At 41.4% G+C, this 13975-nt stretch carries 8 protein-coding genes and 1 pseudogene; 7 read left to right on the forward strand and 2 right to left on the reverse strand.

Annotated elements, in window-relative coordinates:
* Positions 1-296 (forward strand): annotated as a pseudogene (locus VK541_RS16120) (hypothetical protein); the annotation flags it as partial.
* A 32-nt stretch (positions 297-328) separates the two neighbouring features.
* On the opposite strand, the gene VK541_RS16125 reads toward VK541_RS16120, so the two are convergent.
* Positions 329-1981 carry a glycoside hydrolase family 32 protein gene (locus VK541_RS16125; protein ID WP_324371348.1) on the reverse strand — a complete coding sequence of 551 codons (1653 nt, stop codon included), beginning with the start codon at positions 1979-1981 and terminating at the stop codon, positions 329-331.
* A 119-nt stretch (positions 1982-2100) separates the two neighbouring features.
* On the opposite strand from VK541_RS16125, the gene VK541_RS25855 reads away from it, so the two are divergent.
* Positions 2101-2190, forward strand: a complete 90-nt coding sequence (locus VK541_RS25855; protein WP_414692625.1) for a hypothetical protein — start codon at positions 2101-2103, stop codon at positions 2188-2190.
* A gap of 365 nt (positions 2191-2555) precedes the next feature.
* On the forward strand, positions 2556-3152 hold the full coding sequence (locus VK541_RS16130; protein ID WP_324371349.1) for an RNA polymerase sigma-70 factor: 597 nt from the start codon (positions 2556-2558) through the stop codon (positions 3150-3152).
* Between the two features lie 2 nt (positions 3153-3154).
* Here VK541_RS16130 and VK541_RS16135 read toward each other — a convergent pair whose 3' ends face one another.
* A complete protein-coding gene (locus tag VK541_RS16135) occupies positions 3155-4504 on the reverse strand; it encodes an ATP-binding protein (protein WP_324371350.1) in 1350 nt (449 codons plus the stop codon).
* 200 nt (positions 4505-4704) lie between these two features.
* Between VK541_RS16135 and VK541_RS16140 the strand changes: the two genes are divergently transcribed.
* The 4 genes from VK541_RS16140 to VK541_RS16155 all read left to right on the forward strand — a co-directional run bounded on the left by VK541_RS16140 (position 4705) and on the right by VK541_RS16155 (position 13949).
* Entirely contained in the window at positions 4705-6144 is a 1440-nt protein-coding gene (locus VK541_RS16140) for a FecR family protein (RefSeq protein ID WP_324371351.1), read from the forward strand.
* A gap of 338 nt (positions 6145-6482) precedes the next feature.
* Entirely contained in the window at positions 6483-9827 is a 3345-nt protein-coding gene (locus tag VK541_RS16145; RefSeq protein WP_324371352.1) for a TonB-dependent receptor, read from the forward strand.
* A gap of 10 nt (positions 9828-9837) precedes the next feature.
* Complete coding sequence (locus VK541_RS16150) at positions 9838-11289, forward strand: RagB/SusD family nutrient uptake outer membrane protein (protein ID WP_324371354.1); 1452 nt, start codon at positions 9838-9840, stop codon at positions 11287-11289.
* A 23-nt stretch (positions 11290-11312) separates the two neighbouring features.
* Positions 11313-13949 carry a metallophosphoesterase gene (locus VK541_RS16155; protein WP_324371355.1) on the forward strand — a complete coding sequence of 879 codons (2637 nt, stop codon included), beginning with the start codon at positions 11313-11315 and terminating at the stop codon, positions 13947-13949.
* Positions 13950-13975: the final 26 nt, after the last annotated feature.

Below are 13975 nucleotides of genomic sequence, written 5' to 3' on the forward strand. Positions count from 1 at the left end.
CCTGGCCGCTGGAAGTTCCCGGTTCCACCCTTTTCATGGATATTGACGAAAAGCAGATCAGCATCAATGTCAAAGGAGGGAAGGCCATGAATTGGTATTTAGACATGACCACCGCCGGAAAGGCAGTGCTCCCTTTTAAAACCATCAGCAGCAGCAAAATTGATTGCAGCTTTGAAGGAATGGATTACTCCGTTACGGCAATTAAAGGCACTTTCAGCAAGCCAAACGACCAAACTGTTTTCAGGGTAACGCCAGCGAAGAACGCCATTCAAATAGATTTATCAGGTAGAAAATAGTGCCCGTCATCACGGGCACTATAAAACAATATTTATTTCCAGATAGACTTTACATTGTAAACCTCCAGGTTCTTCACCTCAATGTTGTTGCCCCAGAAGTGGAAGCCTTCTTTATTATTGCGGTCAGGTTTCCGTTCCATAGAGTAGGAATAGGCCCCGCCGTCTATAAATACTTCAATGGAAGTTCTGTCCACATAGATGTCGGCACTCAGCTCCATGCTGGTTGGATCCTGCGGGGAATAGAACATGCCATTTAGCATATTGAAGTTCATGTCATAACCAATCATGCGCTGGGCAAACAGGTTGAACCCGGCCTCAGTAGCATGCGATAGCTTAATGGTCGTTTTGATGCGCAGACGGTCAGCATTGTAAAATTCTTTCAGTTTCTCATTGGCCTCTCCGGAACTCAGGTTAGTCCATTTTTGCGCAGGTGTAAACAGTTTAGCTACCTCTTTTACCGGCAGACTATATAACCTGACGCCATCTTTTGTTTTCTTCAGGGTCAGTTCTGTAGGCAAAAGCATCATATTGTTGAAAGCCATTCCCTGCTGCGGCACCCGTCCCCAGCCGATCTGTATCCTGCGCCCGTCCGACTCCGGAATGTTATTGTAGGTCTGTGCAGCATAAATAGAACCGGAGGAAAAGTAATGCTTTCCGCTTTCCGGTTTAAAAGTTTTGCCGTCAAATGAGCCGATCATATACGTGTTTGAAGCACCATACATCACCCATTTTTTGTTGTTCTGATCCCCGTCTACGGCCAGCTCAAACAGGTCAGGGCATTCCCAGAATCCGGTGGTATGACTTTCAAACTTCCATTCTTTTAAGTTTGCGGAGGTATAAATGGAATGACCGTCGCGCTCATTCAGCGCCATTACCCAGTGCTTACCGGGCTTGTACCAGAATACCCTCGGATCCCTTGTGTCCTTGCTGTTCCATTTTTCCTTAGAGTCAATCACAGGCTTGCCATCATTGTACTTGGTAAAAGTGCGCCCCTTATCCAGACTATAAGCCACACACTGTACCTCCCTTTCCGGACTGTCTGCCGTATAAAGCGCCACCATAGCAGGCTTTCCGGGCTTTCCAAAGCCTGAAGTATTGTCGTAGTCGATCACTGCCGAACCGGAGAACATGGTGCCAATCTTATCCGGATGCAGGGCAACAGGAAGTTCCTCCCAGTGTACCAGGTCCTTGCTCACCGCATGTCCCCAGGACATATTTTCCCATTCCCTTTCAAACGGATTGTGCTGATAGAAAAGATGGTATTCACCCTCATAAAATACCAGTCCGTTGGGATCATTTACCCAGCCTCTTCTGGTCGTAAAATGGAACTGCGGACGGTTTTTTTCCTGGTATAAAGAATCCTGCCCCGCTATTTTATCATCCTGATAGATCTTGCTCAGTCCTGCCGCGTCGCCATCGTAACTGATCTTGATCGTCTTGCCTTTATAGGCGGTCATGTCCGAGAATACCCAGTATTCAGGTTCCCCGGAAGCAAGTCTTATTTTGAATTCACGCTCTTCCTTGTCGCCTGTTTCAAATTTCATGATCTTCCGTTCTGTCTTTTGTGAGATCGGGAAGTTGAGGTATCGCTTGGTGATCTTAATGGTGATGTCGGCAGCAAATAAGGAAATGCTGCAGCACAATACCATAACAGAGGCAAGTGTCGCTTTTAATATTGAGTTCATCGTTTATATTTTTGGTTATGTGTATGTTCTGTTTTCTTGTCGCCCATTACCAGCCCTTATTCTGCTGGTATAAGCCTTTGCTAAAGTTAACCTGATTTAGTGGAATCGGAAAATAATATGTGGGCATATCTTCTCCTACTTATTTTTCGACCGTTTTTAAGGCGAAATATGGTATGTCGTCAACTGAGTATAAAAGGACTGGCAGGTAAAAATTAGCATACGGACAAAATTAGAGATGGTTATAGCCAGGTACTCACTTTAAACACACCTGAGTCACACTTTCTTCACAAAAAGGTACCCTTTTGTGGCTTTGGTGTGAACAAGGTGTGAGCAAAGTGTGAAGATGTTATTTACAATATTGAAAAAGATTTAAAGTAGCGTCGTGTGAGGGTTGCATGACCTTAGGGGTCATGCAACCCCCTAGAAGCCCCCTTGATGAGGTTGTGAAGAAGTCATGAAGATTAGGGACAGCTGGTTTAACAGAAAGATAATACGGCGGTTGTGTTTTTATTCCTCAATAATTATACAACTTTGTGATATATAATTGTGAAATTGTATAAGGGAATAATTACAAATGACGGACCACCGTAAACTAACTGATCAGGAACTGGCCGGCCTTTTAAGGCTGGGCAACGAAACTGCGTTTAAAGTAGTGTATGACCGCTACTGGGAAAAGCTGTATTTCGTTGCGGCTAAAAGGTTGAACGATGCTTATGAAGCGGAAGAGGCCGTTCAGGATATTTTTCTGCAGCTTTGGAAGAACAGGGAAAATTTTGAGCTTAGGGAAACCTTTGAAAATTACCTCGCTGTCGCTGCCAAATTCCAGGTGATCAAAAGAAGATCAAAGCGCTTAAGAAGGGCAATTATTGACCAGCAACTGGCCAGTGAAGCGGAATTGAGAAACCTTGACAGCAACCATCACAATTGGAGCCAGTACGATTTTGAACAATTACAGCAAAAGCTAAGTAAGATCCTGGATGGGCTGCCGCCAAAATGTAAGCTTGTTTTTAGCATGAGCCGGGATGATGAGTATACCAACAAAAAAATAGCGGCTGAGCTTGGGATTTCTGAAAAGGCTGTAGAAAAGCATGTGACACATGCGCTGAAAACGTTAAAGAGTAAGCTTGGCAATTACTTTTTGCTGGTGTTGTGGTTTAATGAGATGATTTAAATTTAATATGGTTTCAACATCCATTTCCAGGCGGGTATGATTTGGATATGCATATCATCTATCGTCAATTCTTCTTCCTCATCAAGCGTGATGATCCAGGCTTCCTTAACCTTGCAATAGCCAGCAGCCTTAAGTAATCCTTTTATTTCCCTGTTCCTGGTGTCTGGATCGGTGAGTGTCCAGCTTACCTGTACAGGTAAAGCAGTTCCACCTTCCTGATAGACTACGAAATCACATTCACCTGTCGGTTCCGCATAATAATAGATATTATTGGTATAGATACTACCAAATCTAAGATACAGTTCTTTAAACACAAGATTCTCTAACAGTAAACCATTGTTGCCTGTATATTGTGCTGTATTGGCATTCAATAACCCATTATCCAGCCAATAGATCTTTTTGTCTGATTTTTCACGTTTGCTGTCTGAATAATCAAACCGGCTAATTCTTTTGAACAGATATGCTTGTTCAGCCATATCCATCGCCTCATAAATACTATTTATGCCTACACTATATTGCTGTGATTTAAGCTGATTATATAGTCGCCTATTGCTTATTGTTTTACCTATAGTGGATGCTGCCTGACGGTACAAACTTCTCAAATAGGTATAATTGCTTAGTTGATTATATTCTACAATGTCACGTAGTAACATGGCATTATAATATTCCTGTAAGTAAGCCAGGCTTATTTGCTGTGAAGGGAGATTAATGGTTTCCGGATACCCTCCGTGAACCAGATATTTATGAAACAATGCTATCGTTTTGCTTTTAGCCTGACCATATTCTGATGGTTTAAAATTGCTAAACTCACAATATTCTTTAAATGAAAGAGGTAATAATTCAATAGCTATGCTCCGGCCCCTCAATACGGATTTAAGCTCGGTATGGAGTACAGAGCTATTGCTGCCGGTAAAGAATATTTTTTTAGACCAGGTTTCGTTGATGCGGTTTAAAAAACGCTCCCAACCTGGTGCAGCTTGTACTTCATCAAAGAAGAACCATGCATCTTCCAATGTAGTTTCCGGATTGAGTTCCTGCCATGCCTGCAAAATTAAATCAAGTTGATGAGGTTCAAATTGTATACGTTCATCTTCAAAATTAAAATAGATGATCTGATCTGGAGCTACTCCACGGGCTGTTTTTAATTCTTCGATAGCTAACTGCATTGCGGAGGTTTTGCCGACACGCCGGGGTCCAATGATGGCCTGTATTTTTTCAAGATCCAATGATATCCCGGTATTACGGACTCTAAGTCCCTTCGAAAGGTTTCTTTCCCGATTTTGAATTAATATCTCTTTTATGATTTCCTTCATAGGTGCAAATATAATAAATTGTCTTTGTAAAAAAGACATTTAAATAATAAATTGTCTTTTTTACAAAGACAAAAACATAAAATCCTGATAAGTTTTTTCGAATCTAATGCATTATCGGGTATGAAAAAAGTGTAAAATCAGGTTAGAAAAATCACAAATAAAATCCTGGGATAAAAAAATAAAAAATAATTGGTAGGGTATACGGCCACTCATGGGACTATGTTCTAAATGCCCGTATAATGGACGAACATAGGATAAATATTCTCGCCGGCAAGATAGTGCAGGGAACTATTTCTGAGGAGGAGATGAAAGAGTTTAATGAATGGTATGTCACTTATGATGATCTTTTGCAGCATGTGATCTCTGCAGAAAATCGTGAAGTACTGGCTGAACGTATGTTTGGTAGTATTGCTGCTGATGCGGGTCTTTCTGCTTTAAGTTTAAAAAAGCGTTCATTCAGGTTATGGCCACAGCCTGCACCCAACTGGCTTCGGGGGGTCGCGGCGGCAGCGGCAATTTTGTTTGTAGCAGGGGCCGGGCTTTGGTTTTATACATCACGTCATCTCGAGGGAAGCGAAGCGACGAGAGATCTCTTGAACTATGCCAACAACGACATAGCACCGGGTAAAAACGGTGCCACGATTACGCTGGCGAATGGCAAGGTAATCGTGTTGAGTGATGCGAAGAGTGGAGTGGTAATAGGAGGTGGGTTAAAATACTCGGACGGGAGTGACGTTCGGTACTACTCCGGGTCTTCCCGAGAGCCAGTTCCGAATTCACTTCGGAATGAACTCGGGACAGGCAGCTCCTCAGGTTCGCTGAAGGGATCACAGAGTAGCACAGGCCCCGTCGGAGTACGCTCTCTTACTCCCACCGAGTTGCAGGACGCAGATGGGAAGGCGCAGAATTTGATTGCTGCTACGGCTAAGGGACAGACTTATCAGTTTACTTTGCCGGATGGGACGAAGGTCTGGTTAAATGCCGGCTCAAAATTGGAGTTTCCATCCAATTTTGTGAATGTAATGACAAGAAATGTGAGGCTTTCAGGTGAAGGATACTTTGAAGTGGCACAGGCTTTCACGTCATTGCGAGAGCCTGCCCCGAATTCAGTTCGGGGACACAGGACGAAGCAATCTTTTATTGTTGAAAGTGCCGGTCAACAGGTAGAAGTGTTGGGTACGCATTTTAATATCAACAGTTACGCAGATGAGGGCAGCGTGAAGACTACTTTGTTGGAAGGGAGTGTAAAAGTATCATCTTTAACCCCCTCGCCGTCATTGCGAGGAGGAACCCTTGAAACAAGTTCAGGGCAGGCTGTGCGGCAACCCCATAATGAGGTTGCTTCGATCCCTCGCAATGACGTGGTGTTGAAACCCAACCAGCAATCCCTCTTAACCGCTTCTAACCAATTACAAGTAAAGGACGTGGATGTAACCGAGGCCGTGGCCTGGAAAAATGGGTTGTTCTCATTTAACAATGCGCCTATGCAGACTGTAATGCGACAAATAGCACGGTGGTATAATGTAGAAGTGCAATACGAGAGCGAAGATCTAAAAAACAAGCTGCTGGATGGATCTGTGTCCCGTTATGATAAGGTTTCCGGGATATTGCATGCCATTACACAAACCGGAGCGGCTAAATTTAAAATTGAAGGTAAAAAAATCATCGTCATTAAATAATAAAAACCCGATCATCTTAACTATTGAAAAGAACCAATTAACCAATTACTAACACCGGCGAAGCCAGCTTGAGGACAAAACCCCAATAAAGTCTAGCCGAAAAAACAAACCAAACAGCATGAAAAGAATTTTACAAAGGAGGGAATAGGCCTAAGCTAATGGGGACAAAAGAAGCCGAATAGTGAGTCTAAGCACTATCCGGCAAGATTTTGAGTTAACCCAAAAACAAATTTCGAGATCAGTTTAACGTATTAACCCAAAGACATAAAGGTATGAAATTATATCCTTTTAAACCAGGTATGCCGTGTGAGTGGCTGCCGCCAAAAATATTCTTAATTATGAGACTAGTCATAATTATTATGATCGCCGGTTTCGTACAGGTATCGGCCGCCAGTTTCGGACAGAAGCTTTCTTACACAAAGAAGGACGCAAGCCTCCGTGAAATTTTCAAACAGATTACCCTGCAGACCGGGTACAATGTTTTATACTCACCTGAAAAGGTAGAAGCTAGTAAAAAGCTGAATGTGGATTTTAAGAATATAGATTTAAAGGCTGTGCTGGAAAAGCTGTCTGACGAGTCTTTTGTTTATAGCATTGAGGATAAGAACATTATTATTAAACCAAAAGAGCCTTCCTTTCTGGATAGGGTGGTGGATGCTTTTACTCCTCCTATTGACATTAGGGGTGCTGTATTGGATGAGAAGGGTGAACCGCTCATCGGGGTCACAATAAAACACAAGGGGGACAATTTAGGCGTGTCTACCGGAACAGACGGGAAATTCTCCATTACTGTACCAGACGAAAATACGATACTGGTTTTTTCCTACATAGGATTTAAATCACAAGAACTCAGAGCAGGTAACCAAAGCCTGGTTGTAACGATGCAACCAGAGGTATCCGAATTGCAGGAAGTTGTGGTCGCCTATGGAAAGACTACACAACAGGCTTTGACCGGATCAGTGACTGTGGTGAAAGGTGAGCAGATTGAAAGTTTACCGAACAGGAGTTTTGACAAAAGCTTGCAGGGCCTGGTACCCGGATTACAGATTACCCAAGGCACAGGTCAGCCGGGTGGCGGGGTTAGCAATATGGTATTAAGGGGGATTTCAACAGGTGGAGATGCCGGTTTTGGATCGACAGTGAGGAACCCTTTAATTGTCATTGATGGTGTCCCGGTTTCGCAAGAGGCTTTTCGATTTACGAATACAGGTAACGTCACGCCGTTCAGCAATCCCCTTGCTCAATTAAACCCTTCTGATATTGAAACGATTTCTGTTTTGAAAGATGCTGCGGCAATTGCACTGTACGGGTCGCAGGCCAGTAATGGTGTGATTTTGGTAACCACAAAAAAAGGAAAATCTGGTAAAACCAATTTTCATTTCCGGCATCAAACGGATCTTTCATCTCGATTAAAAGGGGCCATTGAAGTCCTCAGCCAACAGGAATACCTAAATATGCTTTATGAAACCTTTAGAAATACAACAAGGGTGGTTGGCGGGGTGTCTATCCCCTGGACTGATCTTGAGATTCTTGCCGAACTGAAAAAGAATTTCCCAGTCAGGGCGGACGGCAGCTTTTATCCGGCTCCTGATTGGTTTGGCGAATTGTTTACCAACAACGCAACAACTGTATCCAATGAAGCGGGTATGTCAGGAGGTAGCGACAAGAGTAATTTTTACCTAAATGTTGAATATACCAAACAAAATGGTGCTGTACAGAAGACAGGCTATGACCGTAAATCCATGCGCTTTAACTTTGAAAGCAGACCAATATCCTGGTTAAGACTTGGGACAAATACAACTTTATCGTATAACATTCAGAACTATTCTGGTGAAAGCGAGAATGCACTGGGCTTTGCCACAGGTTACGCGATGTCACCATTGAATCCGGTTCGCCTCGAAGACGGGAATTATAAGCTGATTTATCCGTTTGGTTCTACAAATAGCACTGCACCAAATGCTGTTGCGATTGCTGAATACAATATCAATAGAAATGTTGCTTACCGAGGTTTAAGCAAATTATATGCTGAGCTGAAACTATTTAAAGATTTCGCTTTCAGCAGTAGCTTGGGAGTAGATTTTATGCTGGCAGAAATGAAGCAGAAATACGACCCCAGATTTTTAGCTGCTTCTGCTTCCGCTACAAGACCCAAAATTGCTGAGAAAGACGAACGGCGCGGAAATATTATCAATACTAATACATTTATATACAATAAATTATTTAATGATAGGCATGCAATAAATGTTTTAATTGGGCAGGAAGCACAAATCCTCACCAATAAAGTACTTCAGGCGGAAGCAACAGGAACTGCTGTTACTTTGCCTTATTTCGATCAGTTAGGAAGTGCAGGTTATACTATGAGCTCAATCAGCGGATCGGTAAGTCGGCAAACATTGCTTTCGATTTTTGGGCAGGCCCGCTACGGCTACCTGAACCGGTACTTTGTGTCTGGCAGTATACGGAAAGACGGTTCCTCAAAATTCGGAGATCAATCGCAGTGGGGAACCTACTGGTCAACTGGGCTTGGTTGGGTTTTAAGTGAAGAAAAATTTCTAAAAGAAAAAGTAGCATGGCTAGACTATTTTAAGCTAAGAGGAAGTATAGGTGCTGCTGGTAATTCTGGTGCAGTAAGTGCGCTCACCCGTTTTGATTTGATAGGTGCAGCAAAATTTCTAGGAAAGGATGCTTTTTACCCCTCTCTTCTTGGTAATCCGCGAATTGAATGGGAAGAAACTTTTACCTGGGATGCGGGCCTGGAATTAAGGCTTCTGAAAAACAGAATGAGTATTACTGCAGACATCTACCATAAAAAAACAAATGGGTTGATCTATACAACAAATTTACCTTCTACTGCTGGGTTTGGAGAGGTGCTGGATAACATCGGAGATATGGAAAACCGCGGCGTAGAGCTTTCTGTGTTAGGAGCGGTTGTTCAAGGGAAAGAATTTAGGTGGAACCTTAATGTAAACTGGAGTTCCAATCAAAACAAACTAACAAAAGCGAATGTTCCATTGGCTTCTGTTTCAGGAAGTTTGATGGCCAATGAAGAGGGAAGAAATTTCAATTCATATTACCTGCCTATTTGGCTTGGGGTAAATCCTGCTGATGGGAAGCCACAATGGAAAGATTCAAATGGAAACCCAACCAGTACTTATGGCAATGCCAAAAAAGAATTTGTCGGGAAACCCCAGCCAGATGGATTTGGTGCTATTAATAATACTTTTGGTTTTAAAGCTTTTGAGCTTTCAGCTCAATTTTACTACCAGTATGGCTCAAAGTTATATAACGGTACAGGGTCTTCTTTATTAAGTGATGGCCGTACTCCTTACGCTAATCAACTAAAACAGGCGTTGGACTACTGGAAGAAACCGGGGGATATAACCGCAAATCCAAGAAGGTTGCTAAACAATACCTCGGATGGTGGCAACAATGTCTCAACTCGTTACTTATTTAATGGAGACTATATCAGACTTCAAAATGTAACTATCGCGTATGCCTTTCCGAAAGAGATACTTAGCCACTTGCATCTGGCTGCGTTAAGGATATTCCTCCAAGGGAATAACCTTAAGGTATTTACGCTGTTCCCAGGCCCAGATCCAGATAATGCAAATGTAATTGGATCAACTGCTTTTGCTTATCCCAGTCAGCGGTCTTTTTCTGCCGGCCTAAATGTGAACTTTTAAATTTAAAACTATGAAACCATATTGCTATATATTTATTTCAATTCTGTTAGCTGCAGGATCTACATCTTGCAAAAAATCTTTTCTTGATGAGGGGATAGCTAATACAAGAATCCTGACCCGTCAGGATTATGTTAAGGACTTAAAAACAACTAGTGAATATTTAAGTGGTATTTATACTAAAGTTGCTAGTGATCTTTTTTCTGGATACCACATCATCTATCCGGAACTGGCTGCGGATAATATTAAACCTGTAGTTGGGACAGGTGCTGGAGGTGCAACACCTTTAGGTGCCCACTATGAATGGAACCAGCGTGTAGATGATATGTCATCAACGTCAGTTACATCAACCTCCTTCAATTGCAATGAACTTTCGTACGGTGCGTACCAGCTTATCCGTTCCTGCAATTTTGTATTGGAAAAGGCTACAGAATATAAGGATCAAGATCCTTCACTTGCAGATGCGATGATGGGCCAAGCTTATGCAATACGGGCTTTGAGCCATTTTTTCTTAGTAAATGTATTTGCACAAAGCTATAATTTTAGTAATGATGCTTCGCATCCTGGTATTGTCTATATTACTTCTGTTAATTGGACTGATCCGATCAAAAGCAGGAATACCGTTGCCGAAGTTTATGTAAATGTTATTCAAGACCTGAAGGCTGCTGTATCTTTATTGCCAGTAGCCTCATCCAGCACACTAACCATGAACAGAAATGCTGCAATAGGACTGCTCGCTAGGGTTTACTTGTTTAAAGGAGATTGGGGCTTAGCTAAAAACCTAGCCAGGCAGGTGGTTGCGGCAGTGCCGATTATGACAGCGAACTATCCGAGTAAATTATTTACTCTTGAGGAGAAAGAAGTGCTATTTCAATTACCCCCAGGCATCTTTCCTGTCGATCAGTATGGTTCCACCTTTCCAGGTGCTTATTTCAGGAGCGATCTTCAGTTCAGAGCTACTGCAGATATTGCCTCACTCCTAAATGAAGACCCAAATGATGCAAGGAAAGTTTGGGTTACTTCAGTTTTGGGGAACTGGCATATTACTAAATTTCCTGTTAATGTAGTTACTGGCGGTTTTAGTCCGGATGGGGCTTACTACCATAGTGTACTACGTTCTTCAGAGCTGTATCTGATGGCTGCTGAAGCTTATGCACAGTTAAACAATGTAGACAGTGCCCGTTTCTACCTAGACGCTATCCGTATGAGGGCAAACCCCGCAGCTTTACCTACAACAACTAGTGGAATAGTATTATTGGAAGCCATTTATAAAGAGCGTAGGAAAGAATTGGCTTTTGAGGGATGGAGGATGTTTGACCTGCTACGCTGGAAAAAAGGAGTGACCCGGGCTGATGCACTAAGCGCTGCTGCCCAGATGCTTCCTTATCCAAGCAATAAGGCCATTTCGCCGATTCCGGGCCTTGATGTTAAAGTTTCTGACTTTGTACAAAATCTGGATTATTAGAAAACAAATAAATAGGATATTTTATGAATTTTAAAATAATGTTGATTGTATTTATAAGTTTATCAATACTTTTTGATAAACCTACTAAAGCTCAGAAAAAGGCACTTGCAAAGGCAGCTAAAATTATTTTAGAGATTGAGTTTGATGAGAATTTTAATAAATCTGCTATTGATCTTAAATCTAGTTCTTACGATTATGTTGGAGGGTTACACTGGAAGACCATAATTCCGAAAATTGAAGCTAATCAGGCGAAATATTTAATTATTAGCAGCAAGCCAGTATGGATAAATTTGAATTCTGTTTTAGGATCGAAAAATAAACTAAACCTATATGAACCTGGAGACAGCATTCACCTTGATTTAGAGAATGGAGAACTTATTTATTCAGGTAGAAATTCTGATAAGTTCAAAATGCTTCAAGAGCTTAAAAGAAGTAGAGCACTTCTAAAAGTCCCTAATATTCTGGGAATTAATGAAAATAAGCCAGATAGAGATTTGTATAAAGTGGATGCAGTTCAGGAATATCTGAAATGGAGTAGTTTTTTCGATGACAATTTGAAACTAATTGAGCAAATATTCCAATCTTATCAAAATAAAATAAGTGCATTTGCTTTTGGCTATTTAAAAGCAGATCTGATTTCCGATGTTGAATATGAGCGCCTAAGAAAATTCGGCAAGCTTAGGGATCAATTCTCAATCCTTAAAATTTCTCCTGATAGGTTAGGCCAGCTATTCGATTCAACTGCCTATAACAACTCTGTTAAATGGCTCCATTCTTATACAGGAAAAACAAGCAGCTATTATTACTACTATGATTTTGTGCGTAAGTCTGTCGAAAGAAAATATAACTTCAATTCTGATCACGAGCTGTTCAAAACAGCTGCACGGAAGGTAGCGTATGCAGATCTGGCAAAAAATATATATAGTGGAGATATGCTACAGGGATTTTTTGTATACCTGCTTACAGAACGAGGATTAAAAGAGCATACGTATGGAGATAAACAACAAAGTCCGGAAATAGAGCATTTGCTAAAAGAATTTTATAAGATGCCAGGATACCCTGCATATAAAACTTATGTAAAGGGATATGAACAAATGATCAGGGAATGGGCGATAAGCGTTGGCCATAATGCCCCTGCTTTTAACCTGATGAATGAGAGAGGGAATTTATATACAAAGAAGGATTTAAAGGGAAAGGTGGTTATGTTAAACTTCCTTGACGATAGCATGGAAAGCGGGGAAATGGCAGTTGCACTTAAGAAAATGCAACTGGTATTTGAGAGAAATCGGGATGTCCTGTTCGTAAACGTTTTTGTAGAGAGGGATAAGATGTTATGGAATAAAGACATGGTGGCTTCCGTAAATGGGATAAAAAATGTCATTAATTTATACATTAATGATGAGGAGAAAAATAATCCTATACTTAAATATTACAATGTTAAAGCATATTCGGAGTTTGGTGTAAAAGCGTATCCCAAAATTTTCCTTTTAAATAGTCGGGGGCAATTTGTTTTTAATGGTGAGTTTATGAGGGTTAACGGTGGCCCCTTAGAACGCATTACTTATCATGTACTTCCAGATCCGCTGAGGGATAACGGCGCGTGCCTTATCAGTGAAATCAATAAACAACTGGCTTTGATGAAGGACGGCCCTTACGTGTTCCATACAAAAGATTCAGTTATTCTTTATCAGATCAAGTCTACTTTCCAGTCTGAACGGAATGCTATCGCAGACATCGCAGGTAAGCAGCTGAATGTACAAACGGATAGATTCGATAAAATCTTTAAGGTTAACGTAAAAAGCAACCTTAGTGTCGAAACAGACAAGTGGAATAGGCCCATGAAGTTGTTTGTGTTGTCTGATATTGAAGGCAATTTTGCTGCCTTTAGAAAACTATTGCAATCTAATAAAATCATTGACGATCAGTTTAACTGGATTTTTGGGAAAGGACATTTGGTATTTGCAGGCGATATGTTTGACAGAGGCGTACAGGTGACAGAATGCTTATGGCTGGTATATATGCTGGAAGAAAAGGCGAAAGCCGCTGGTGGCTATATGCATTTTGTGTTGGGTAACCATGAGATAATGAACCTGCAGGGTGATCATCGCTATGTTGAAGATAAATATAAGGGCAATGCGGCTTTAATGGGGAAAACTTTGGCTCAGTTATATAATGAGGATAGTGAGCTGGGCAGGTGGCTGAGGACAAAGAATATTGTAGAGAAGATCGGGGATTTACTGCTTACGCATGGTGGGATTTCAAATGAGATGAGTAATCTGAAACTGCCTGTTGGGGAGATTAACCAACTCGCAAGGCCAAATTATGCAAACAAGGAGGCAGATTATAAGGATGTGAATACTCGTACGATCATGAGTAGCAAAGTTGGGCCATTTTGGTACAGGGGATATTATGATCTTAAATCTAAGGTAACTGAAGCTGGTATAGATAGTATTCTTCGTTCTTTTGATGTGAAACACATTATAACAGGGCATACCATTATTGCGGACACAATCAGTACACATTACAGCAACAAAGTAATCAATACGGATACGAAGCATAAAGATGGGAAAAGTGAGGCTTTGCTAATTGAGGATAAGAACTTTTACAGGGTAAACGCGGAAGGGAAAAGGGTGCTGTTGTTTAAGGAAGAGGAGAAATAATTAATAGCTAGTCCGGGGCCCTGAAA

Origin of the sequence: Pedobacter sp., from assembly GCF_035317785.1 — a bacterium.
GTDB lineage: Bacteria > Bacteroidota > Bacteroidia > Sphingobacteriales > Sphingobacteriaceae > Pedobacter.